This is a genomic window from Flavobacterium sp. SM2513 (assembly GCF_050908145.1).
Lineage (GTDB): Bacteria > Bacteroidota > Bacteroidia > Flavobacteriales > Flavobacteriaceae > Flavobacterium.
In genome coordinates, this window is sequence record NZ_CP194228.1 from 2587259 (window position 1) to 2610392 (window position 23134).

General features: G+C 36.2%; 21 protein-coding genes and 1 pseudogene. 9 read left to right on the forward strand and 13 right to left on the reverse strand.

Annotated elements, in window-relative coordinates:
- The 3 genes from ACQ5J2_RS10880 to ACQ5J2_RS10890 are packed head-to-tail and all read left to right on the forward strand — an operon-like array spanning position 1 to position 1773.
- A complete protein-coding gene (locus ACQ5J2_RS10880) occupies positions 1–969 on the forward strand; it encodes a DUF438 domain-containing protein (protein WP_432670432.1) in 969 nt (322 codons plus the stop codon).
- Positions 960–1532: a cytochrome c oxidase subunit 3 gene (locus ACQ5J2_RS10885; protein ID WP_432670433.1), complete on the forward strand. Its 573-nt coding sequence runs from the start codon at positions 960–962 to the stop codon at positions 1530–1532. Before ACQ5J2_RS10880 ends, ACQ5J2_RS10885 begins: the two co-directional genes overlap by 10 nt.
- A 1-nt stretch (position 1533) precedes the next feature.
- On the forward strand, positions 1534–1773 hold the full coding sequence (locus tag ACQ5J2_RS10890) for a cytochrome C oxidase subunit IV family protein (RefSeq protein ID WP_432670434.1): 240 nt from the start codon (positions 1534–1536) through the stop codon (positions 1771–1773).
- Positions 1774–2370: 597 nt separating this feature from the next.
- On the opposite strand, the gene ACQ5J2_RS10895 is transcribed toward ACQ5J2_RS10890, so the two are convergent.
- Both ACQ5J2_RS10895 and ACQ5J2_RS10900 read right to left on the reverse strand, forming a co-directional pair.
- Positions 2371–2937, reverse strand: coding sequence for a hypothetical protein (locus tag ACQ5J2_RS10895; RefSeq protein WP_432670435.1), 567 nt, complete (start codon positions 2935–2937; stop codon positions 2371–2373).
- A 49-nt stretch (positions 2938–2986) separates the two neighbouring features.
- Positions 2987–4108, reverse strand: a complete 1122-nt coding sequence (locus ACQ5J2_RS10900) for a ligand-binding sensor domain-containing protein (RefSeq protein ID WP_432670436.1) — start codon at positions 4106–4108, stop codon at positions 2987–2989.
- 171 nt (positions 4109–4279) lie between these two features.
- Here ACQ5J2_RS10900 and ACQ5J2_RS10905 point away from each other — a divergent pair, with 171 nt between their 5' ends.
- The 5 genes from ACQ5J2_RS10905 (at position 4280) to ACQ5J2_RS10925 (ending at position 10008) form a co-directional block, all read left to right on the forward strand.
- Positions 4280–5143 carry a winged helix-turn-helix domain-containing protein gene (locus tag ACQ5J2_RS10905; RefSeq protein WP_432670437.1) on the forward strand — a complete coding sequence of 288 codons (864 nt, stop codon included), beginning with the start codon at positions 4280–4282 and terminating at the stop codon, positions 5141–5143.
- A 650-nt stretch (positions 5144–5793) separates the two neighbouring features.
- A complete protein-coding gene (locus tag ACQ5J2_RS10910; protein ID WP_432673303.1) occupies positions 5794–6252 on the forward strand; it encodes an RNA methyltransferase in 459 nt (152 codons plus the stop codon).
- Positions 6253–6652: 400 nt separating this feature from the next.
- Entirely contained in the window at positions 6653–6997 is a 345-nt protein-coding gene (locus tag ACQ5J2_RS10915; protein ID WP_432670438.1) for a hypothetical protein, read from the forward strand.
- Positions 6998–7104: 107 nt separating this feature from the next.
- Positions 7105–7959 (forward strand): hypothetical protein, encoded by an 855-nt coding sequence (locus ACQ5J2_RS10920; RefSeq protein WP_432670439.1) that lies wholly within the window; start codon positions 7105–7107, stop codon positions 7957–7959.
- Between the two features lie 60 nt (positions 7960–8019).
- Entirely contained in the window at positions 8020–10008 is a 1989-nt protein-coding gene (locus ACQ5J2_RS10925; RefSeq protein ID WP_432670441.1) for a TonB-dependent receptor, read from the forward strand.
- Between the two features lie 408 nt (positions 10009–10416).
- On the opposite strand, the gene ACQ5J2_RS10930 is transcribed toward ACQ5J2_RS10925, so the two are convergent.
- The 11 genes and pseudogenes from ACQ5J2_RS10930 to ACQ5J2_RS10980 form a co-directional block, all read right to left on the reverse strand.
- A complete protein-coding gene (locus tag ACQ5J2_RS10930; protein ID WP_432670442.1) occupies positions 10417–10851 on the reverse strand; it encodes an RrF2 family transcriptional regulator in 435 nt (144 codons plus the stop codon).
- An 82-nt stretch (positions 10852–10933) separates the two neighbouring features.
- Entirely contained in the window at positions 10934–12256 is a 1323-nt protein-coding gene (locus ACQ5J2_RS10935; RefSeq protein WP_432670444.1) for a cbb3-type cytochrome c oxidase subunit I, read from the reverse strand.
- The gene (locus ACQ5J2_RS10940; RefSeq protein ID WP_432670445.1) at positions 12253–12687 is read right to left on the reverse strand and encodes a c-type cytochrome; all 435 of its coding nucleotides are present in this window, start codon (positions 12685–12687) and stop codon (positions 12253–12255) included. Before ACQ5J2_RS10940 ends, ACQ5J2_RS10935 begins: the two co-directional genes overlap by 4 nt.
- Positions 12688–12721: 34 nt before the next feature.
- Positions 12722–14254 carry an L-aspartate oxidase gene (locus ACQ5J2_RS10945; RefSeq protein WP_432670447.1) on the reverse strand — a complete coding sequence of 511 codons (1533 nt, stop codon included), beginning with the start codon at positions 14252–14254 and terminating at the stop codon, positions 12722–12724.
- Positions 14255–14259: 5 nt separating this feature from the next.
- Entirely contained in the window at positions 14260–15186 is a 927-nt protein-coding gene (nadA, locus tag ACQ5J2_RS10950) for a quinolinate synthase NadA (RefSeq protein WP_432670449.1), read from the reverse strand.
- Positions 15187–15228: 42 nt separating this feature from the next.
- Positions 15229–15663 carry an RrF2 family transcriptional regulator gene (locus tag ACQ5J2_RS10955; protein ID WP_432670450.1) on the reverse strand — a complete coding sequence of 145 codons (435 nt, stop codon included), beginning with the start codon at positions 15661–15663 and terminating at the stop codon, positions 15229–15231.
- Between the two features lie 33 nt (positions 15664–15696).
- Complete coding sequence (locus ACQ5J2_RS10960) at positions 15697–16431, reverse strand: anaerobic ribonucleoside-triphosphate reductase activating protein (protein WP_432670451.1); 735 nt, start codon at positions 16429–16431, stop codon at positions 15697–15699.
- A complete protein-coding gene (gene nrdD / locus ACQ5J2_RS10965) occupies positions 16379–16540 on the reverse strand; it encodes an anaerobic ribonucleoside-triphosphate reductase (protein ID WP_432670453.1) in 162 nt (53 codons plus the stop codon). The genes ACQ5J2_RS10960 and nrdD overlap by 53 nt, the downstream gene beginning before the upstream one ends.
- The gene (locus ACQ5J2_RS10970) at positions 16521–18632 is read right to left on the reverse strand and encodes a ribonucleoside triphosphate reductase (protein ID WP_432670455.1); all 2112 of its coding nucleotides are present in this window, start codon (positions 18630–18632) and stop codon (positions 16521–16523) included. The genes nrdD and ACQ5J2_RS10970 overlap by 20 nt, the downstream gene beginning before the upstream one ends.
- Before the next feature lie 415 nt (positions 18633–19047).
- On the reverse strand, positions 19048–19878 hold the full coding sequence (locus ACQ5J2_RS10975) for an endonuclease/exonuclease/phosphatase family protein (protein ID WP_432670456.1): 831 nt from the start codon (positions 19876–19878) through the stop codon (positions 19048–19050).
- 87 nt (positions 19879–19965) lie between these two features.
- Positions 19966–20280 (reverse strand): annotated as a pseudogene (locus ACQ5J2_RS10980) (catalase); the annotation flags it as partial.
- A gap of 268 nt (positions 20281–20548) precedes the next feature.
- Here ACQ5J2_RS10980 and ACQ5J2_RS10985 point away from each other — a divergent pair.
- Positions 20549–23131, forward strand: a complete 2583-nt coding sequence (locus ACQ5J2_RS10985; protein ID WP_432670457.1) for a phosphoenolpyruvate carboxylase — start codon at positions 20549–20551, stop codon at positions 23129–23131.
- The last annotated feature ends 3 nt before the right edge of the window (positions 23132–23134 follow it).

A 23134-nucleotide genomic window follows, 5' to 3' on the forward strand; every position in this document is an offset into this window, starting at 1 on the left:
ATGGACACAACTATAACAACTCCAAAAATAGAAGAAGGACACCCTGTACACACGTACTATTTGGAAGCCGATTTAATTAATCAATTAATAGCCGAATTAAATGCAATTGACGTACGCCAAGAGTTTCAGAAATTCTACAACGTATTCAATCATTTGGCAACAGTCGAAAAGCGTTTTGAACGCAAAGAGAATCAACTGTTTCCGTATTTAGAGAAAAAAGGCTGGACCGGTCCGTCACAAGGCATGTGGTCTTTTCATAATACCATTCGGGAGATATTCCGAATTATCAGGAAGAACTTGGACGACAAGGATTTTACTTCCGTTCAACACAATACGGGCATGTTAGTGCAGAACTTGGAACGCTTATTAGCCATTGAAGAAAGCAAATTGTTTCCGAACTCAATGGATTTATTAGCGGATGAAGATTGGCAAACCATGCGAAAAGGTGAAGACGAGATTGGCTGGATGTTAAAAGAAACACCTAAAAATTATCCTGAAGAACAAGCTTACGTTCATCCGTCTGAAGATACAACGCGAAGAACTGATGTGGTATTTTCAGAAACCGCTTCCCATTTTGACGAAGGAATGATGACGATTGAACAAGTTAATTTACTGTTCAAAACCTTGCCGATTGACATTACTTATGTGGACGAAAACGACAAGGTGATTTTCTACAATCGGGGAGAGGAACGCGTATTTCCTAGAAGTCCCGGAGTCATTGGTCGCGAGGTACGTTTTTGTCATCCGCCGAAAAGTGTGGATACGGTTTTACTGATATTAGAGGCTTTTCGTTCGGGGAAACAGAATGAAGCTTCGTTCTGGATTAACTTCAGAGAACGACTGATATACATTCGGTATTTTGCCGTAAGAGATGCACAAAAAGGGTATAAAGGTGTGATTGAAATGTCACAAGATATCACAGAAATTAAAAAAATTGACGGACAAAAAAGACTACTAGAATGGAAATAAATTATAAATCAATCTATTATCCTCCAGGAGGAATCCTGATGTGGATTGTCATTTACTTGGAATTATTTACTTTCGGAATGGCACTTTTAGCGATGGCGTATTACGGTTCTATTGAACGCGAAATGTTCCATGAAAGCAGTCAGCATTTGAATAAAGGAATTGCAACTGTAAACACAATTTTGTTACTCACAAGTGGCTTTTTTGTAGCCCGAGGTGTTCACTTTTTTAAAGACAAAAAATGGGACAAAACCAACCAGCAGTTTTTAATTGCAATGCTTTTTGGATTGGGATTTCTAGTCCTTAAAATGGTGGAATATTATCAAAAAATCCAGTTGGGTTACACGATGGACTACAACTTGTTCTTCAATTTCTACTGGTTTTTAACCGCTTTTCATTGGATTCACGTGTTGGTGGGAATTGTGATTTTATTCTTTGTTCGCCTTTCCGTTCGCAAGAAAAAAGACCAAGTTGCGATGGAAGATGTTGAAGCGGGTGCGGCATTTTGGCACTTATGTGACATCATTTGGTTGCTTTTATTTCCCAACATTTATTTAATTTTCTAATATGAAATTATCACTCACGACCACATATATATCAGTATTAATTCTAATAATGGTCACGGCTTTACTGGCAACTTTTGCAAAACCTTCTATCATGGTTCCCGCGATTATGGTGGCATCGTTGTTCAAATTCTGGTTAGTTGTTTTCCAATTTATGGAATTAAAAAAGGGCAATATCTTCTGGAAAGTATTGATTATTGCTTTTGGATTCCTCCTTGGACTGATTGTCGTACTTTTACTTTAACGAGGCAAACTATACGTAAAATTCCTGAACCTTCTAATTTTGGAAGTTTACATTTTAGTAGGATACCATTCCAAAAACATAATTTATTATTGTACTAAAATGAAGAAAGCTGAAAGCTGAGTGCTCTCGGCTTTTTGTTTGTTGAATGAGGAGGTTTTTTTTATACTCGAAGATTTCTATCTTATTTGTGGGATACTTCAATTCGCTGATTTCGTCTTTGTGTAATTGTTGCTTAAAATTGAATATATTTAGGAGGATTTTGTTGTTTTAGTACCTATTTTTCGAAAAAAAACTCATGCAAGAATAGTTTTCATATACAATTTCTTACAACCAATTTGTAGAACTTATACAATCTTCATTACTACCTATGATTATTTTTGCAAAAACTTTGGCTCGTTGCAATTTTAAATAACGACAATCAAAACCAATTAAAGACCGAAACGATTAATTCTCTTCAATATATCTTCCAATTTGTCGTTATGAGTCCTATTCATAATTATAAAATAAACAGTATTTTGTGCCAAACCTCCAATGTAATTTTCTGTCAGCGTTTTACGAAAACATATTTTAAAAATTGACATCGATTTTTAAAATAAATTAACATCCTTCCACTACGGCACTCAATCTACCATTTTTATAGGACAGCCTGAAAGGTAATTTCTCCAAGCTACAGCGTGGCTCAATAGTGAATTGTAAATACCCCGAAACCTCAAAATTTTCCTCAGAAAACACTTTTAGCGATTGCTTGTAAGTGGTATTCACCCGAACCCAATTGACTGGACCTTTTACAAAAGGATGTGGGTCAAATTCTTCTACAGAAAGTGGTGTTTCAGTAAGTACTTCATCAAGTTTCAAATAGTTTACATCTTTCCAGACAATCGTAAAACGACCTGAAAAATCTCTCCTGCTATTGGGTGAAACAAAATAGGCATTCTTTTTTAATAGCATTTCAACAGTCATCAGATAGTCGGAGTTTTTCTGCTGATCGACGCGAAGAACAACCGTATAGAGTTCATCGTTGAACACCAAATCATCACTAAAATAAGTAGGTTCTGATGGCGTAACTTGCGTTTTATCAGTAGCCGAAACTTCATGTGACTGTATGTGTTCTGCAGTAAAACCGATAAAAAAACACAGTACGCCGTAAATTAAATAATTGTTCATGTTTGAAATGTTTTATAGTTTATAATTGAAATGTAAATTACTTTTAAGATTACCAAGGGCCATTTCTTGTAATATTCACAAATGTACCGGTGTCGTATCGGTAAGCTCCTTTAAATCCCACGAACCACAGTCGATATTGTTGATCTTCATAGATTTCAAAAGTTGAAGGTCCGTACTTTCCTTCCACTATTTGGTGCTTTTTAAACTGATTATCCTCATAACGGTATACTTCTCGTCCATTATTGGTAGTGAACCAAATGGCACCGCTTTTATCTTCTAAAAGACTACTTGTACCCACACCTTTATCCAGAATACCAGCTGTAACATTGGTAAGTTTTTCTCCATCAAAAGAAGACAAACCACTCGTCGTGGCTATCCAAATTTTTCCTTGCTTATCTTCTAGTATCGAGTTGACAAAATTAGATTGAAGTCCGTCTTTTTCACTTATAGCCCTCAACGTTTTTCCATCATAAACATAGGCTCCACCATTGGTACCGAACCACATCTTACCATTGCTGTCTTCCATTATGGAGTGTACTATTTTGGTTGTACTAACCCCTCTGCTGGTGTCGATTTTACCTTCTGGGATTTCAAAAGCGGTAAGATAATCTCCATCAAAAGTAAAAATACCTTGCGTTGTTCCAATCCAAAGTATTCCTTTTATATCCATCTTCATGCTCCAAAGACTTGAAGGTGCTAATACGTTTTTTTCGTGGAAAACGGTAAAACTACCTCCGTCGTATTTTGCAATTCCGCCGCCAAATCCAATCCAGATAGCACCCTTTTTATCTTCAAGAATGACATGAACCGTTACGCTTTTCCCATCCGCATCTTTCAAATCGAAATAAGCCAGTCCGTTTTGGTCTTTTCTACAAAGTCCATTTTGTGTACCAAACCACATATTTCCTTTTGCATCTTGAAAAACCGTCCGAACAACACCACTAATTTGATTGCCTTGGTCTTTTTTATCATGAGAATCTAATTTGAATTCAGGCATAATTTCCGCTCTGATGCTAATAAGGTATTCCGGTAGTATAGTCTGTTCTACTTTAAATTTTAAAGGGGTCGTATTTTTATCCACTTGACCCACACACGAAAAAGAGAGTAAAGAAAAAAGCATTGCTGAACCAATTGATTTCCTTCTTTTAAAAAATGATTGGATGTTTTTCATTTATATTGTTTTTTTTTTTATCTAAAAATTTGCTTGTAAATTACAAGGTACACTGTGCAGAATAATTTAATGTAAAACTAGACGAATCAATTCTTTAAAATGTCAAAAAAGTGCAAAAGAAGTGTCAATAGTTTTAAAAAATGATATAATTGTAGGTTATTTGCAGCACTTATGAATTTACGAAACATTTTATTTTACAGCAGTCTGTGTCTAATCTTTTTGTCACTTGTCGGGCTTTTAGTTCCTGATAAAAAAAACGAGCACTTTCCGGAGCTGGTCAAAATTGCATTACGAGATGTAGGAAACAAGCTCCTATTGTCCAATCAAGACCGTAAATCGCTGGTGTTACCTGTGCAGAAAATAGACACAATGACGTATCGACTATCTTTTGAAAAAGCACTTCGCATTGACCCCGATACTTTAGTGGTTGTTGTAGAACGAAGCTTTGAAAAAGCCAACTTGCCTTCACACTATCAGATTGAGGTGAAGCATTGCGAAGATTTTGAAGTCGCCTATAGTTTTCTCCAATTTTCCAGTACCCAAAAAGACATCATTCCATGTAGCGGTCGTATCTTGTCTCAAAAGTGTTATACTGTTGAAGTCTGCTTTTTAGAAGAACCCGTTGCTAATAATAGTCCTCTTATTTGGTATGTCCTTTTATTCGGAGGTATTGTTTTAGCCGTCGTTTCTTTTCCCAAACGTAAAAAGATTCCAAAAGAGGACTCTGTAAACGAAAGCGGGATTTCGCTGGGCAAATTTACTTTTTATCCGGATGAAAATAAACTGAGTTTGGAAGCCATTGAAATTGCTCTTTCAAAAAAAGAAGTAGAATTGCTAACGGTTTTTGTCGCCCATCCAAATAAAGTTATCAAACGGGAGGAACTCTCTAAAAGAGTTTGGGAAGACCACGGTGTTTTTGTGGGCCGAAGTTTGGATACGTACATTTCTAAGCTGCGTAAAAAACTGAGGGCCGATGGCTCTATCCAAATCACAAATGTGCATGGAGTTGGGTATATTTTGGAAGTGAAAGAGTGAGTTGATTATCAATAATAAATTGATAGTGGATGTTGTTTTATGGTGGGTATTTTTTTTGGAACGCGGACGATGCGGATTTGGCGCATTTTTAAAATTTGTGGCTTCGGTAAGGATATTGTTTTTCGAGATTGTGAAATTTATCCAATTTGAACACTTTCAAAAGCTGTACTTCCATTCTCATAATAATTTTTTGAACTTCAATAAGTGCTTAAAAATAAAATGATTGCTTTTTTGTATTATGAATTAAATGCTAACTACCTGTTTTGATAATGCTAGTACATCTATAGTTATTTCAAAGATTAGTAAATAAGAATTTCCCACAGTCTCAAAATTTACCAGGCCCAAAACTATTTTTAAAAAATTTCAAGGTTGCAGATAAAACTACAAATGGTTTTGTTGAAATCTCTCAGGCTTATATTATTGGACTAACAACAAAAAAACGGTAGTTTGAATGTAGTAGTTGAAGGATGCTAATTTATTTTTAGCGGTCAAATAATAACGTTTATAAATTTGATAATCCATTTGATTAATAAAAAATCATGAGCTTATTCGTCACTTTTACTTGCAAACCCACGCTCAAAATCCGTCACTTTATTTTTAAAATGAACATAAATTTTGAGAATGCGCGTCACACGTCGTACTTTTGTCCTATGATTGACAATTTCACCACCGAATTTTTTGGTATAGGTATATTAAACGGAAAAACGCCAGAGAACCTAGGCGTTTTATGGCGTTCTGCACAAAACCTGGGTGCGAGTTATATTTTTACTATTGGAAACCGCTATGCAAAACAAGCCTGCGACACGCACAATGCCGTGAAATCCATGCCGTATTTCCACTATGAAAATTTTGATGATTTTTATAAAAATCTACCCAAAGGCGCTCGCTTAGTAGGAGTGGAGCTGGACGAAAGAGCCGAAGATTTAGAAACTTTTCATCATCCACGGCGTTGCGTCTATTTATTAGGTGCCGAGGACAACGGACTTACCAATCGAGCCATTGAAAAATGTCATTTTCTGGTAAAGTTCAAATCCGAGAAAAGTTTAAATGTATCGGTGGCAGGAAGTATTGTCCTGTACGATAGGGGATTGGGAAAGCCTAGGTCGTAAATACCAAACAGTCAGTCCAGTAATTTATGTGATAATTCGCGCCTCAAACATCTCAAACACTTCATTGTCAAATTATTAATTACAAATTTATTCAAAGTAGGCAAATTTTCATTACAATTTTCATAATATTGAACTTTCAGAAAATAAATCTTGTACTTTAATATATGAACCAGTCTAACCATTCGCCCCGAGCCTCCGCCTTACCTTTTCTAAAATAAAGGTTGATGCCACTAAAAGAGCCCTCAAACTGTATTAATCCTTTTTGCTTTACCATTGCAATCGACATGAGAATACATAAATTAAAGTCATAATTATTTCTACAATTATGACTTTAATCATGTTGTGCAGCGAAACTTTTTACGATCTTTGTCCTATGAAAATTTTACTAACTATAGTTTTAATGACATTACTATTCAAACCGGTATTTCCCGTCTTAGAATACGTCGTCAATTATGATTATATTGTTAATGAATTGTGCGAAAACATAGCAAAACCAGAATTGCATTGCAACGGAAAATGTCACTTAGCAAAAGAATTGGCGAAAGCCTCAACTGATGATACTTCAAATTCGAGTGAAAAGAAAGTAGTTGCGCAACAGTATGAATTGGTTTATTTCCAAGAAATAAAAGCGATTATTTTTAGTATGTACGATTCTAATTTTAGTCCGCAAGTATACAACTCCTATACTAATAATTACTATCACCTCTCGGTGAATAGTACTTTTCATCCACCCAACTTAAAATAGGTTTACATACAGTTTTCAGTAAGATAAAACATTCTTATTGACTTATAAACAGTATTTTGAATAAAATAATTTAAAGTGCGCCACTCAACCTTTTTTATAATTTACAGATGAAAACTTCATTAAAATATATAGTGGCACTAACTGCCATTGCCTTTACTTTTGCGTCTTGTTCAAGCGACGATGACAATACTAAGACTCCTACAAACGAATTGAATGGACTGGTTAAAATCCAACAGTTCGACAACGATTCGCACACCATCGAATTGTACTCTAAAGCAGGATTTTTGCAACAGGGATTTAATACTATTGATGTAAGAATCAAAGACAAACAAACAGCCGAATACATTAAAAATGCAACCGTAACTTGGCAACCAATGATGCACATGACGATGATGGCGCATTCTTGTCCGTTTTCTGTAGTAACAAAAACGGCAGTCGAAGGAACTTTATACAAGGGCTATATCGTATTCACAATGGCCCAAAACGACACTGAATACTGGGATTTAGAAATCAATTATACCATTGACGGTACAAACTATGCGGCAACATCACCAATTGACGTTCCCGCTTCCGCAAAAAGAAATCTAAACACGTTTACAGGAACAGATGGAACAAAATACGTAGTAGCCTACATTGAACCCAATCAGCCTAAAGTAGCTGTTAATGATTTGAAAGTCGGTGTTTGGAAAATGGAAAGCATGATGAGTTTTCCAATGATGAATGGCTATACGGTTAAAATTGACCCAAGAATGCCAAGTATGGGAAATCATACTTCACCCAATAACGTAAACGCAACGCAAACCAATCCAGGCGAATTATACAACGGAAAGTTATCACTTACGATGACCGGCTATTGGAAAATCAACTTACAACTGGCCAATGCAGCAGGTGATATACTAAATGGAGAAGCAATTACAGAAACTACCGAAGCCAGTAGTATTTACTTTGAAATTGAATTCTAAAACCTAAAGTCTTATAAAAGATGGTTCTTTAACGAGCCATCTTTTAAAAAAATAGTACTCATGAAAACTCTATTTTTCCTACTATTACTGGGTTGTTTGACCGTATCTTACAGTCAGGAAATCCAAAAAGACACGTTACCTGCCAACGAACTCAACGAAGTAATCGTGGTAGGAACCAAAACACCTTTGCATGAAAAACAATTCAAGACCTTAGCTACTGTTGATGAGTTTTTGCAAAAATCAAACAAGATTGACCTCATCAAAAGGGGAGCTTATGCTTGGGAACCACTGATAAACGGCATGGCAACTGAAAGAACCGTTATTACTATCGAGGGAATGCGCATCTTTGGCGCTTGTACCGATAAAATGGACCCAATTACTTCTTACGTAGAAGTGTCCAATCTATCAGAAGCCACTGTTGCCTCAGGCCAACAAGGCGCTACTCATGGAAATACCATTGGCGGTTCCATTGACTTAAAACGGAAAGACGGAAGCGTACAACGACCGGGCTGGGATCTTGCCTTACTTACGGGTTATGAATCCAATAACAATCAGAAAATCGCAGGAGCGGGTGTGAACCATAAAAATGATTCCTTCTACATTAATACGGATGTGATGTTTCGGGATGCCGATAATTACAGAGCAGGGAACGATAAGGAAATGCTGTTTTCGCAGTTTACCAAATTAAATCTATCTACTACAAGTGGTTATAAATTAACTGAAAATAAGTTGATTGAAGGTTCCGTGATTTTTGACCGAGCGACTGACGTAGGTTATCCTTCGCTACCGATGGACGTTTCGTTGGCGGAAGCCTTAATTACTTCGTTGAAATACGAATTGAAACCTTTGGGCAGTAAAATTGTCAACTGGGAGTCTAAAATCTACTTCAACACCATCACGCATACCATGGACGACACGAAAAGACCTTTCGTTCCCATTCACATGGACATGCCGGGCTGGAGCGATACGTACGGTTTTTACAGTAATGTGAAAGCGCATAGTAGCAACCACCATCTTTCAGGAAATGTAAACGGATTCTACAACCGTTCTGTGGCAGAAATGACCATGTATCCGTCCGACCCTAATGAGAACTTAATGTTCATGTACACTTGGCCCGACGTGCGAACGCTGTATTCCGGCATTCATTTGGAAGACCATTGGCAATACAATTCAAGTTCAGCTTTGACTTTCGCAACTACCTTAGGCTACCACCAAAACGAAGTGGCAAGTGAATTTGGTTTGCAAAGTCTACAAATATTCTACCCTGAAATGTCGGACACCAAATCGCGGTTTCTCAAAAGTTTCTCTACCAATTACAGCTACGAAAAGAATGGTTTTGTTAGTGGCGGCGGAATTGCTTTTGGCGAAAGAGCTCCTTCTGTTTCGGAAGGTTATGGCTTTTACTTGTACAACAGTTTTGATAGTTTTGATTACATTGGAAACCCTAATTTAGAAAATGAACAGTCCTTAGAGGCCAATATTTACATAGGGAAGACCTATAAAAAGTGGACTGCGAAAGTAACATCTTCTTATTTCCACATCAAAAACTACATCATTGGAATTCCGGATGCCAATGTCGCTCCAATGACGATTGGTGCAAACGGAATTAAGATTTATTCCGCTTTGGATTATGCCACTATTTGGTCAAATGATTTGACGTTGAAGTATGCTTTCAATGCAAACTTTTTATGGAGTTCAAAACTGCAATATTATCTAGGAAAAGACAATGATAACGAAAATTTGCCGTTCATGAGTCCGCTTTCGTACGCTTCATCACTCGGCTACAGTCAAAACAAATGGAATGGAATACTTTTTGTAAAAGGAAATGCGACACAAACCAACTTCAACCCGAGTTATGGCGAAGATAGAACGCCTTCGTTCGCGATATTTGACGCAAGTGTGGGACGTAAATTCAACTGGAACGCCAATAGAATTCAAGTAAATGCAGGAGTAGAAAATCTGTTGGATGCCTATTATAGCACCTTCACGGATTGGAATAATCTACCACGAATGGGACGGAATTTCTTTGTGAATATTTCTTTTCGGTAAAAGGGACTCTATAATTTCTAAAAAGAATTTAAATTACATACATGTAAGTACTAGTCATTACAGAATGTCGCATTTTGAAATCAGCCCTGATTTCGCAATGAATTGATTTTAAGCCGCTATTTATACTGTTGACTCTTTTGACTTTACGACATTTAAACATTCGACTTACTTATAAATATTTTATCTCGCAAAGACGCAAAGTGATACTGCCAAACTTAGCGACTTAGCACCTTTGCGAGATAATAAATATACCTAATAATTTGTGCAAATTTGTGAAATCTGTATATCTGGTAATCCATCAACTTAATAAATCCGTGTCAATTTCTCAAATTTTATCAACCTATGTTCCAAAATATCCAACAACAAATTAACCTTAAACATCTTTCAAATCCACGTTCCTATAACAACCTAAGATTTCAAAAATGTATTCCCAGATTTAATCCCCAATGCCAGTTCTTCTAAATTCGTAGTATGCAACATCGCCGAAAGTTCATCACGAATGCTTTTAAATTTATCATGAACCGGACACGGATGGTTTTCATCACATTGGACCAATCCCAAACCGCAACCACTGAAAACACTATCGCCGTCAATGGCATGAACGATTTGGACCAAATACGTACTAGCAATTCGTCGCATCGGAATATAGAATCCACCATTCACTCCTTTCACAGAATCAATAATTCCAGCTTTTACTAAAGTCTGCAAAATCTTTGCTGTAAAAGCTTGAGGAGAATCGATTTCTTTAGCCACATCAACAAACCCAACTTTATCGTTTTCTAACGAATATTTTGCAATAAAGATACTGGCTTTAATAGCGTAATTACAGGATTTTGAAAACATAGTAGGTAGTTCTTTTTAAGATTGTAAAGATAAGGTAATTATCAGTAATGGTTTGCCTAGAGATGGTAATTTCATGCTAATTTTAACCTGCAGGACAGCGGTTCTTCTGCCAAGTTTTGATTAATAAATACACAAAGAAATAACCCATCGACAGCATTAAGACTAATCCAATTGCAATAAAGGAAAGGAACCAAGGTAGGGAACAGTCCATCATTTCAGAGAATGAATCAGTTGACAACCCCGCTTGCCAAATGCCACGATGAACACCCATTCCAATCAAAACGGATAGAAATAAAAATAAAGTACCTTGAACAATCCAAAAGAGAATGGAATTAAATTTCAAAGCAGCCGAACGGATAAAGGAAGGTTTTAAAAAGTAAAAACCTGCTGCTAAAATAATCATAACATTTATCCCAATCGTAGTTCCCATAGCGTGAGCCACAATAATATGCGTTCCATGCAGGTATAAATTGAACGCAGGAATCGACATGAAAATTCCCATGGTGAGATTGATAATGACCCAATAATCAGCCGCCATCAAAAACCGATAAGGGAAAAAGAAATAATGCTGCTTATTTTCTTTGATTTGTCCACTCCACTTGTAAAAAATACGCAAGAGGATAATCCATTCAGTCATACTAACTGCATAAGCGATGTAATGGATGTATTTTTCGGTGGGAAGCAAGTAAATATGGTGTCCCCAATTGAACATCAAATTAAACAAGCCTAGAAAGTAAAAAGCATACGACAGTTTTTGAAACGAACTCTTGTTGTTACCGCTTATTTTCTCCATCAAATAAAAAGCGACCCCATAAATCATTTGGTTGACAGCACCCACTAACGAACCGTTTACTTTCCACTGAATGGTCATGTCGGTGATGAATTGCGAACGAAAATAAGGAAATACCCACAAGTAATTTTCCACGAAAGTGAATATAAAAAAGATGATTCCCGTCAGCCACATCCATTGATAGACGGGCCATTTTTCCTTGCGTTCTACTTGATACAGGAAATAAATCAGAAAAATAATGAAGGATAGAAACAACGGAACCGCCCAAACGGGGTCAAATTCCCAATACTCACGACCGCCAAAATTTCCTGTAAAGTAGCTGTAAAAAATACCTGTTAAAGCCAAAACCCATAAAGCCAATTGAATGTACTGCAAGGTTTGACCTAACTTGGTCGTTTTTATTTTTTGTAAAACAATACTGATGAAGCCAATTCCCGCAGAAATAATACCCAAATAAGCACAACTGACATGCAGCGGTCGAAGTGATAGAAACCCCAAAATTCCGTTGGTAGCTGTAGCTTGGTTGTAGGATTCAGAAGCCAAGTGGCCAAAAAGCAACCCTGCAATCAACAATACAAATGCGATTCGAATGAACCAAAGCCCTGTGTTTTTCATTTTTCCTTTACCGTAAAAGTTCCTATTGCCTCGGGTTGGTAGGACTGAATATCAGCACTTCCTGTGGCATCTAAATTTTTTAAAAATGCAAGCAATTCCTTGATTTCTACCGCTGACAAATCAAAAGCAGGCATTTGCCGAACGCCGGAATGAACTATAGCTTTGAGATATTCTTCATTTTGTTGCCTACGCGAATACACATTGGTCAAATCAGGCCCTAAATAACCGCCTAAACCGTAAATTTGATGACACGTATGACAATTGTATTTTTGAAATACCAATCGGCCATTACTGCTTAACGCTTGTTCTTGTGGCGGTATCATGTTGGGTTTAAAATAGGGTACGGTATAAATCCAAACACTGTAGCCCAAGAAGCAGCACACTAAGAAAATGAAAAAATTTCGGGTGGTAATAGCGGGGATTTTTTGCATAAGAATTTATATAATTTATTGAAGACCAAAACTATTAGTTAATAAATGGGGCAGGTAAAGTACGCTCAGCCAAAAAAGAATCAATACTTCGTTTCATTTTATTTTCGTTCAAAATAAGTAAAGCGGTCCGAATTAAATTATACGTTTCACACAAATAGGGATGTGTACGGTACTCTTTAAATCTATTTTCAAACTTATTTTGCAAAGCCAAAACCGACCAATGTGCATTTATCATAGCGGCAAATGAACCATAAATCGCCTCGTAATTCATCTGTCTTTTTAATTCATTTCTAAACAGTAAAACGGCATCATAATTAATGTCTTTATATTTAACTTCGACATATTTAGGATTTGGTATTGCGATTTTGTCAAGTATTTTTCCAAGATGTTCTGCTAAATTATGGGCATAAACAACAGCTTCTAACAACGAATTGGATGCCAATCTGTTTGAGCCATGAAGTCCGGTGTGACTGCATTCGCCAATAGCGTACAAATGTTGCAACGACGTAGTTCCTATGTTGTCAACCGAAATTCCGCCACATTGGTAATGAGCTGCAGGTCGAATTGGAATTAAATCGGTTGTGAAATCCCAGTTTTTCTCTTTACAATATTTTGTTATTTTAGGAAATTTAGCTCGCAATTCTTTCGGATTCAAACGACGTAAATCCAGCCATGCGTTTTCCGACTGTTCTATATTCATTTCGTCACAAATAGCTTTCGAAACAATATCTCTCGTAGCTAATTCCGCATCAGGATGGACTTTCTGCAAAAAACGTTCGCCTTTTCTGTTCAGAATATGAGCACCAAAACCACGAATTGCTTCTGTAATTAAAAAAGCCTGATTGTTTTCAGGTTCGTAAACTGCTGTTGGATGAAATTGCACATAATGCATGTTTTCAATTGCGACATTTGCGCGAAGAGCCATGGCAATTCCGTCACCTGTTGCTACGGAAGGATTTGAAGTCGTAGAAAAAACTTGTCCCGAACCTCCGGTTGCCAAAATGGTAGTTTTCGAATTGATGCAAATCGATTCCTGTTCTCCATTAAAACCAATAATTCCAACACATTTTTCATTTTCTACAATCAGATCGGTTGTAAAAAACGAAGTTTGAATAGAAACATTTGACAACTTTTGGACGACTTGAATTAATTTGGTTTCCAATTCCAATCCCGTTTCGTCTTTATGATGTACAATCCGATGCTGGGAATGTCCGCCTTCTAAACCTAAATCCAAGGCTCCAGAATGATTTTTATCTAATTCTACTCCCCAAGTTAGTAACTCTTGTAATCGAGCAGGAGCGCTTGTAATAACGTGTTTGACTACTTCTTCGTCGCACAATCCTTTTCCAGCTGAAAGCGTATCGGCAATATGTTGGTCGTAACTGTCCCTTATAAAATCATGAACGACGGCAATTCCGCCTTGGGCATAATACGTGTTGCATTCGTCCAAACTAGTTTTACTCAATAAAAGAATGGAAATCGTAGGATTAATTTCGCTTAAATATTTCGCAAGTGACAAGCCTGCTAACCCAGTTCCTACAATAACAACGTCCGTGGAAATTTGCATAACAATTAATTTATAGCCAACATTCGTTCAATCGGAATTAGTGCTTTTTCCATAACTTCTTTGCTTAAAAGTACTTCAGGATGTTCTGAAAGTAAACAATCATATAATTTTTGTAAGTTATTGACTTTCATAAAAGAACATTCACTACAAGCACACGTATTGTCTTCTTTTGAAGGAGCTGGGATTAATGTTTTTGAAGGATTGTCTAATTGCATTTGATGCAAGATTCCCGCTTCCGTAGCTACGATGAATTCTTGTGCAGCACTTGCTTTTACGTAATTCAACATGCCCGAAGTGGAACCTACATAATGCGCGACTTGCAAAATATGCGTCTCTGATTCGGGATGCGCGACGATTTTGGCAGAAGGATTTGATTTATATAATTCAACTAATTTCTCTAACGAAAAAGCTTCGTGTACAATGCAAGAACCTTCCCATAAAACCATATCGCGACGCGTTTCAGCAATTAAGTATTTCCCTAAATTTTTATCTGGGGCAAAAATAATCGGTTGGTCAAGTGGAATCGTGTCAATTACTCTTTTAGCATTCGATGAGGTACAGACAATATCCGTCATTGTCTTAATTTCAGCGGTACAATTAATGTACGTTACCACTTTATGGTTTGGATATTTTGCTATAAAATTGCTGAATTCATCAGGAGGACAACCATCAGCTAGCGAACATCCTGCGGTAACATCCGGCACTAACACTTTCTTGGACGGATTGACAATTTTTGCCGTTTCTGCCATAAAGTAAACACCAGCAAAAACGATGATATCGGCGTCAACAGTCGAAGCTTTTTGGGATAATTGCAAACTATCGCCTACAAAATCAGCGATTTCCTGAATGCCTTTGTCTTGGTAATAATGGGCAAGTATAACTGCGTTTTTTTTCTTTTTTAAAGCGATAATGCTTTGTTGCAAATCAGTCATAATAATAAAGGAGTTTTAAGTCTTCTAAATTGGTAATTTTTTTTACAATTTCAAATACGTATCACCCGAATTGAATTTCAAAATCAAATCGGCTAACGAGGTTTCCCGTAATGTTTTCTTTAAACTCTCACGAATCGGCTTGTATTGGTGATGAAAAGGGCATGGCTGGCTGTCCGAACATTCGTGTAAACCTAAACTGCATCGGATAAACAAATCATCGCCATCAATTGCTTTAACGATATTTTCCATTTTGATTTGCGCAAATTCTACTTGGGCAATTTCAAAACCACCGCCATTTCCTTTGATGGAATGAATGATATTGGCTTTGACCAATCGTTGCAAAATTTTAGCGGTAAAAGGTTCGGGAGATTCAATTTTTCGTGCAATTTCCTTAATGCCACAGCGTTTACCGTCAGAAGATTCTGATGCAATATAAATCGTAGCTCGAATGGCGTATTCACACGTTTTTGAAAACATAGTCGAAATTTTTGCAAAGTTAGGCAATTCAATTCAGCGGAATATGATTTCAGTCATATTTGGAGAAAAATGTACTTCATTTAAAGGGAAAGAATCGGGGAGTGGTTCAATTGTATTTTGATACTTTCTAAAATTTTGAACATAAAATGGATTTGAATAACCCTCATTTTCTAAAACTTCCTTCATCTCTAAAATATCATCTTTGTTCAACAAATTAGAATGAAAAGTAGTGCGAATTTCAAATAGAATACCATCCTTTTTCAATTGAAGTAAACAATTCATAAAACGTTCGTAACTATCCAATTTTGCAATGTGTTGAAATTTTTCTTTTGTTCCTTTGAAATCCATTGCCACGTAATCAATCAGCTGCTCATTCAGTAACTTTTCTAACACTAAAGGTTTGCTTCCGTTGGTATCAATTTTTACTAAAAAGCCCATTTGCTTCACCCTCCGTACAACCTCAATAATATCTTTATGCAGCAAACATTCGCCTCCACTAAAAACAACGGCATCAATAAGTCCGGTTCTTTTTTGCAAAAAAGAAAAGAGTTCGGAAAAAGACAATTGCCCTTTTCCGAAAACTATTTCAGGATTGTAACAGTAGCCACACTTCATATTGCAACCCGAAAACCATAAAATACAAGCAGTTTTTTCCGGATAATCCAATAAAGTAAAAGGTGTAATACTGTGAATCGCTTTTTTGAGCAGAAATTCGCTAGTTGGATTCTGTAAAGTGAGTGCGTTGTCTATGTTCGCCTTTTTTTCCAATGTTAAAACTTTCTACGGGTCTGTGATAACCCATTACACGTGTGTAAACCAAGCATCTGGTTCTTTTTTCAGTGGGCAATGCCGCATTTTTAGTGAGTTGTGTTTTCATGATTTTCTTTATTTAGTTGGTTTATTAATTCAGTGTCGCATTTAGGGCAAAATTCGTGTTCACCATTCAAATAGCCGTGTTTGGGACAAACACTAAACACAGGTGTTACCGTAATGTAAGGCAGTTTGAAGTTAGTTATCACTTTTTTAACGAAATTACGACAAGCTTCTACGGAACTTAATTTTTCGTTCATATAAAGATGCAAAACCGTTCCGCCGGTGTATTTACATTGCAATTGGTCTTGTAGCATTAATGCTTCAAACGGGTCTTTTGTATAATCAACAGGAAGTTGTGAACTGTTGGTGTAATAAATATTTTCACCTTCGCCAGCTTGCAAAATGTTCGGATAGCGTTTTTTGTCTTCTTTAGCAAAACGATAGGTGGTTCCTTCGGCAGGAGTGGCTTCAAGATTGTAAAGATTTCCTGTTTCCTCTTGGTACTGCTTCATTTTTGTGCGGATGAACTCCAAAATTTCAGTGGTCATTTCCATGCCAAATTCAGAAACTATATCTTGTTTTCCATCGGTAAAATTCAGCACCATTTCATTCATTCCGTTCACGCCAATTGTTGAAAAATGGTTTCTGAAATGCGGTAAATAGCGTTTTGTATAGGGAAATAAGCCACGGTCGTACATTTCTTGAATAAAGACGCGTTTCTTTTCTAAAGTAGATTTTGCCAAGTCTAATAAATGTTCCAATTGACTGTATAATTGTGAAAAATTACCTTTGTGTAAATAACCCAATCTTGCCATGTTAATCGTTACCACACCGATGCTTCCCGTCATTTCGGCACTGCCAAACAAGCCGTTTCCGCGTTTTAATAACTCACGTAAATCGAGTTGCAAACGGCAACACATACTTCGTACGGCATTGGGTTTATAGGCATTAGGGTTTTCAACTTTATTGCCGTTTTCGTCATATAAATATTGACTTCCAATAAAATTTTGGAAATAAGAAGAACCAATTTTGGCTGTATTTTCAAATAAAATATCGGTATTTTCTCCATACCAATCGAAATCTTCAGTAATATTCACTGTTGGAATCGGAAAGGTAAACGGTTGTCCATGAGCGTCGCCTTCTGTCATTACCGTATAATAAGCTTTATTGATAGTATTCATTTCGGTCTGAAAATGTTCGTAACGCAATTCAGTTAACTCTTGAACACCGCGTTCTTGTGCTTTTTCAAGCAACGATTCATTCAGAATGTCTTTGAAAAGGTGATTGTCACTTCGTGTGGGTACTTGTACTTTTAAATCGTCTGGAACGACCCAATCCAAAGTGATATTGGTAAACGGCGATTGACCCCAACGAGCGGGAACATTCAAGTTATACACAAAACTTCGAACAGCTTTCAAGACATCTTCGTAACTCAAATTGTCTTTGAAAACATAAGGAGCCAAATAGGTGTCAAACGAACTGAACGCTTGTGCTCCAGCCCATTCACTTTGCAAGATTCCTAAAAAATTGGCCATTTGGCCCAAAGCTTCACGGAAATGATTCGGTGGACAACTTTCAACGCGACCCCGAACGCCGTTAAAACCGTCGTTCAGTAAAACTCGCAAACTCCAACCTGCACAATATCCGGTCAAGCAATCCAAATCGTGAATGTGCAATGCACCCGTTCTATGAGAAGCTCCTTCTTCTGGAGCATACACTTTGTCCAACCAATAATTGGCAATAATTTTTCCAGCTACATTATTTACCAAACCTGCATTGGAGTAGGAAGTATTGGCATTGGCATTAATTCTCCAGTCGGTTTGCCGGATGTATTCTTCAATAGTTTGGGTACTGTCAACGTAAGTGGTAGCCTCGGTTAAGTCTTTTTCCCGTTGCATTTTGCGAGTGTGACGGTACAACATAAATGACCGCATGACCTCATAATAATTGTGTTCAAACAACAATTTTTCAATTTTATCCTGAATTTCTTCTACTGCAAAACTAGTTTGCGAAGTAAGCTGGTCCAGAACAAGTGGTGTTAGTTTTTCGTCATAAAAAACGGAAACACTTTCAAAGGCTTTTCGAATGGCTTCCTCAATTTTATAGGCTTCAAACGGGACATATTCGCCGTTTCTTTTGATTACAAAATGATTCATATTGTATTTTTTTGAAGGATTCAAGACAAATCTATCAAATTAAAAGACTCTAGAGTCTTGTTTGAGTATATAATAATCAACAAATTAAATATAAAATTGTTAATAAGTTTGATCTCAAATTTATTTTGACTTAAAAAAAATGATTACTCAAATTAAAATCAACTGGGATGTTGTAAATTGCTTTGTCAAACTATTATTTTAAAAATAGTACTAATGAAACGAGGAAAAATGTGGTTTTTATAGCGTCGTTGCTAATTTGGTCCATTCTTTTAGGACTGGTGATTTATGCTCTAATTTATGCTCCAATGGAAAGTTGGCCCAAACAATATGTTTTTGTATTTGTTTTGTTTTTTATAAGCTTTACGCAAGTTGTTAAGTAGGCTTTTAAGTTCGCCTATAATTCTGACCGAAGATTTTAATTCAACGAAAATTCCATCCAGACAGGAATATGGTCTGAAATTTTTCTAGCTTCCGGTAAAGAGGCGAAGCTTTTGTAAAACAAGATAACGCCTCCATCTATTTTTATCACTTTTGGCGAATAAAAAATATTATCAAACTCCGAAGCAAGGTACTGGTTGTATTTTGGCTTTTGTTTTAAAGTTGTTTTTTGACCAATTAATAAAGGAACATAGCCCATTTTTTTTAAAGGATTAAAAACCGTATGCGATTGAGGAGAATTGAAATCCCCAAGAAAAACCAAGTTTAAATTGGGGTATAAATTAGGAAGGAATTTAAAGTACTTGATCTCCGTTTCGGGCTGTTTACTTTTGGTGATAGCGTGAAAGTTGACCAACGTAAACTCTTTTCCTTTATAGCCAAACGTGGTATAAAAAGGTTCACAATCAATTTCCAAATGGTAACGTTGCTCGAGCCATGCTTTTCCTATTTTCTTAACAATAGTAGATTTCCATAGAAAGGCATAGCGTTCGGTTTTGTAGGCACTGCTAGATGTGGGATCACTCACAACATAATCCCATTTACTTCCCGTTCGGTTCAATTCTTCTGCTAATTTTGCCACTGCTTGACTTCCGCCATAACCGGCAACTACTTCTTGAATGGCCACTATATCAAAGCTTTTTATAGTTTGTGCCATAAAATGAATTTCCGAGGCTGATTTCGATTGTCCTAAGTTTTCAATGTTCCAAGAAAGCAATTTTACTTGTGATTGGATGTTCCATGAAGTTAGTAAACAGATTACAACAAGGACTTGGAACGTAATCTTTATTGTTCTCAAAAGGTGATTCATGGAAGTTAATTGGTAATTGATATCGGGTATATTTTACGTGAATGTATTTAAGTCGTGCAAGATAAGGTTTAAAGTAATAGGTAGAGTTGTACAAAATTTAGCTTTTGTATAATCTCCCATAGGTTTGTACAATTCGAAATAGCCGTGAGCTCCAGAACCTCGAGCATGTACAATTCGTTCTGTAATTCGTTCGTGGTCAAAACGGGTAATTTTTTCTCTTAAAATAAAATCTTCTAGTTAGGCAGAACCTCTATTTCCCGCTTTCAAAGAATTGTTGTCGTCATTTATTTTAACGCCTTAATTGGTAGTCATAAATTATCCTTCGCTGTGCGATTTACTTTTTTCTAAATCTTTTAGTTTGGCGTCTGAATTGTCGTTTAATGCTGTTTTTTTATCTTTCATAATAGAATGATTTCTAGTTTCTTAATATTAGATAACAAGTTTTTGTACTGACGTGTTTTTAAAGTATTTCAACTTTAAAAATTCTATTCTATTGATAATTATAGAATTAAAATTAAAGTTTATAGAATATTTCACCTGTAAGCTTAAATAATTTTATTTATTTTCAAATTGTACTTACCTTTAACGTAATAAAACAAGTGGAGTAATTTTAATTTCTCGACGAACTAATGTCCATTTTGACTCTTAATCAGCATTCAACTCTCAAAAAATGTATACACTTCCTAAAACTGAACGATTTAATCAGAATGTACTTTCTAAATACCAGATTTATAACAGTGTTTTTTTGACGTTGCCTTTTGACGATATTAACAACACCGGTGTATTACTACCTTTATTTGCAGAAGTTTGTGATACAGGATTTAAAAAAGGGTGGAACCCCAGTCAAATATTTGGGTACTTTTCAGAAAAATACCTCGACAATCAATCTGAAGAAAATAAAATAGAGATTATGTTTCGCTTTATCCAGTATGTAGAACGTCAAGTTGTTTTATTTGACGCTATTGAAGATGCTGCTTTTCCGGAGGTAAATAATCTCGAAGGAAAAGGTTCACTACGAAATACGTATGAAAGGGCTGATTCTGAAAATAGTTTAAGTGAATTAAAGCATTTTCTGGAAAACTTCAATGTTAGAACAGTTTTGACAGCTCACCCAACTCAATTCTATCCGGGTGCTGTGTTGGGAATTATTACTGATTTAACCAATGCAATTCGTCAAAATGACTTAGTAGTTATTAAACAATTACTTTCGCAGTTAGGCAAAACGCGCTTCATAAAAACAGAGAAACCAACACCATTTGATGAAGCTGTAAGTTTAATTTGGTACCTCGAAAATGTATTTTTTGAAACAGCTGGTACCATTATGCATTATTTGCAGAGTACCATATTTAAAGGAGATACGATTAATAATTCAATTCTTGCTTTAGGATTTTGGCCTGGAGGCGACCGAGATGGAAATCCATTCGTGACTAACGAAATCACATTAAAAGTTGCTAATCGATTAAGGTCTTCTGTTTTAAAATGCTATTACAACGATATTCGAATACTTAAGCGAAAATTAACCTTTTACAATGTAGACCATTTGGTTTCTGAAATTGAAGCTAAACTTTACCGTTCGGTATTTTATTCTACGGGTGAATTATATATCACTTTGGAGGAATTGAAGTCGAAATTAGACGAAATTAAAACAATCATTATCAAGGAGCACCAGTCGCTTTATTTGAATGAATTAGAAATTTTAATTAATAAGGTTTCTCTTTTTGGTTTCTATTTTGCTACTTTGGATATTCGTCAAAACAGCAAAATTCATGAAAAGGTATATGCTGAAATTATTGAAAATGACAGCCAAAAGCAAACTTCAATTTTTCCTGAACTATATCACATGCTTTCAGAGAGTGAAAAGTTGAAAGTATTGGGAACTGTAAAAGCAGACCTAAATCCAGTTGATTTTAGCGCGTCAACACATGATGTTTTGTCTTCTATTAACGCCATCAGAACGATTCAAGAAAAGAACGGCGAATACGGCTGCAACCGTTACATCATCAGTAATAATGAGAATGCAATGCATGTTATGGAAGCACTTGCATTGTTTAAATTGTCGGGATGGGAAAATCCAACGGTCGATATTGTCCCTCTTTTTGAAATAATTGACGATTTAAAAAAGGCCCATGAAGTAATGGAACAATTGTACACGGATGAAAATTATGATAAACATTTGCACCAGAGAAATAATAAACAAACCATTATGTTAGGTTTTTCTGACGGGACGAAAGATGGTGGTTATTTGATGGCGAATTGGAGTATTTACAAAGCAAAACAAATGATTAGTGCCGTTTCAAGAAAGTACGGTATAAAGGTAGTTTTCTTTGACGGTAGAGGAGGTCCACCGGCTCGTGGAGGAGGAAAAACCCATAAATATTATGCTTCGCAAGGTCCAGATATTGAAAACAATGAAATTCAACTGACGATTCAAGGTCAGACTATTAGTTCTAATTTTGGAACACTTGATTCTTGCCGTTTCAACCTTGAAAATCTTTTGACTGCAGGAGTATCAAGTGAATTATTTAATGCGGATAAAAACAAACTTTCAGAACAAGACATTCAAACCTTAGATAACTTATCCGAAATAGGATTTGAGAAATATTTAGAATTTAAAAGACATCCCAAATTTGTTCCCTATTTGGAGGAAATGAGTACGCTTAAGTATTATGCGATGGCAAATATTGGAAGTAGGCCTTCCAAAAGAAATAATTCTGACCAACTCAACTTTGCTGATTTAAGAGCGATTCCATTTGTTGGTTCATGGAGTCAATTGAAGCAAAACGTTCCCGGTTTTTATGGAGTAGGGGCGGCTTTGAAGCATTATGAAGTTACCGGTCAATGGGAGAAAGTGCATACTTTATACCATAGTTCTTTGTTTTTTAGAACATTGTTAGAAAACAGCATGATGTCATTGGCAAAATCTTTTTTACCATTAACTGCTTATATGAAAGAGGATTCCGAATTTGGTGCATTTTGGAGTTTAATTTCAGAGGAATTTAATGAAACGAAACGCTTGTTATTGAAAATTGCGGGACATAAGGAACTCATGGAAAATTATCCCGACGGTAAAGCTTCTATTGCCGCAAGGGAACAAATTGTGTTGCCATTATTGGTTATTCAGCAATATGCTTTACTTAAAATTAAAGAATTAAAGAAATCTCAAAAACCGGACGAAGCGCTAATTGCTACCTATGAAAAAATAGTAACTCGCTCTCTTTTTGGTAATACTAATGCTAGTCGGAATTCCGCTTAAAAT

Bases quoted from the DNA above. Each gene is read 5' to 3' on its own strand.
- ACQ5J2_RS10880 (WP_432670432.1), top strand. From the start codon at position 1: ATGGACACAACTATAACAACTCCAAAAATAGAAGAAGGACACCCTGTA.
- nadA (WP_432670449.1), bottom strand. From the start codon at position 15,186: ATGACTGATTTGCAACAAAGCATTATCGCTTTAAAAAAGAAAAAAAAC.
- ACQ5J2_RS10920 (WP_432670439.1), top strand. From the start codon at position 7,105: ATGAAAACTTCATTAAAATATATAGTGGCACTAACTGCCATTGCCTTT.
- ACQ5J2_RS10890 (WP_432670434.1), top strand. From the start codon at position 1,534: ATGAAATTATCACTCACGACCACATATATATCAGTATTAATTCTAATA.
- ACQ5J2_RS10910 (WP_432673303.1), top strand. From the start codon at position 5,794: ATGATTGACAATTTCACCACCGAATTTTTTGGTATAGGTATATTAAAC.
- nrdD (WP_432670453.1), bottom strand. From the start codon at position 16,540: ATGAAAACACAACTCACTAAAAATGCGGCATTGCCCACTGAAAAAAGA.
- ACQ5J2_RS10985 (WP_432670457.1), top strand. From the start codon at position 20,549: ATGTATACACTTCCTAAAACTGAACGATTTAATCAGAATGTACTTTCT.
- ACQ5J2_RS10925 (WP_432670441.1), top strand. From the start codon at position 8,020: ATGAAAACTCTATTTTTCCTACTATTACTGGGTTGTTTGACCGTATCT.
- ACQ5J2_RS10940 (WP_432670445.1), bottom strand. From the start codon at position 12,687: ATGCAAAAAATCCCCGCTATTACCACCCGAAATTTTTTCATTTTCTTA.
- ACQ5J2_RS10945 (WP_432670447.1), bottom strand. From the start codon at position 14,254: ATGCAAATTTCCACGGACGTTGTTATTGTAGGAACTGGGTTAGCAGGC.
- ACQ5J2_RS10895 (WP_432670435.1), bottom strand. From the start codon at position 2,937: ATGAACAATTATTTAATTTACGGCGTACTGTGTTTTTTTATCGGTTTT.
- ACQ5J2_RS10930 (WP_432670442.1), bottom strand. From the start codon at position 10,851: ATGTTTTCAAAATCCTGTAATTACGCTATTAAAGCCAGTATCTTTATT.
- ACQ5J2_RS10955 (WP_432670450.1), bottom strand. From the start codon at position 15,663: ATGTTTTCAAAAACGTGTGAATACGCCATTCGAGCTACGATTTATATT.
- ACQ5J2_RS10885 (WP_432670433.1), top strand. From the start codon at position 960: ATGGAAATAAATTATAAATCAATCTATTATCCTCCAGGAGGAATCCTG.
- ACQ5J2_RS10975 (WP_432670456.1), bottom strand. From the start codon at position 19,878: ATGAATCACCTTTTGAGAACAATAAAGATTACGTTCCAAGTCCTTGTT.
- ACQ5J2_RS10935 (WP_432670444.1), bottom strand. From the start codon at position 12,256: ATGAAAAACACAGGGCTTTGGTTCATTCGAATCGCATTTGTATTGTTG.
- ACQ5J2_RS10915 (WP_432670438.1), top strand. From the start codon at position 6,653: ATGACATTACTATTCAAACCGGTATTTCCCGTCTTAGAATACGTCGTC.
- ACQ5J2_RS10900 (WP_432670436.1), bottom strand. From the start codon at position 4,108: ATGAAAAACATCCAATCATTTTTTAAAAGAAGGAAATCAATTGGTTCA.
- ACQ5J2_RS10905 (WP_432670437.1), top strand. From the start codon at position 4,280: ATGAATTTACGAAACATTTTATTTTACAGCAGTCTGTGTCTAATCTTT.
- ACQ5J2_RS10970 (WP_432670455.1), bottom strand. From the start codon at position 18,632: ATGAATCATTTTGTAATCAAAAGAAACGGCGAATATGTCCCGTTTGAA.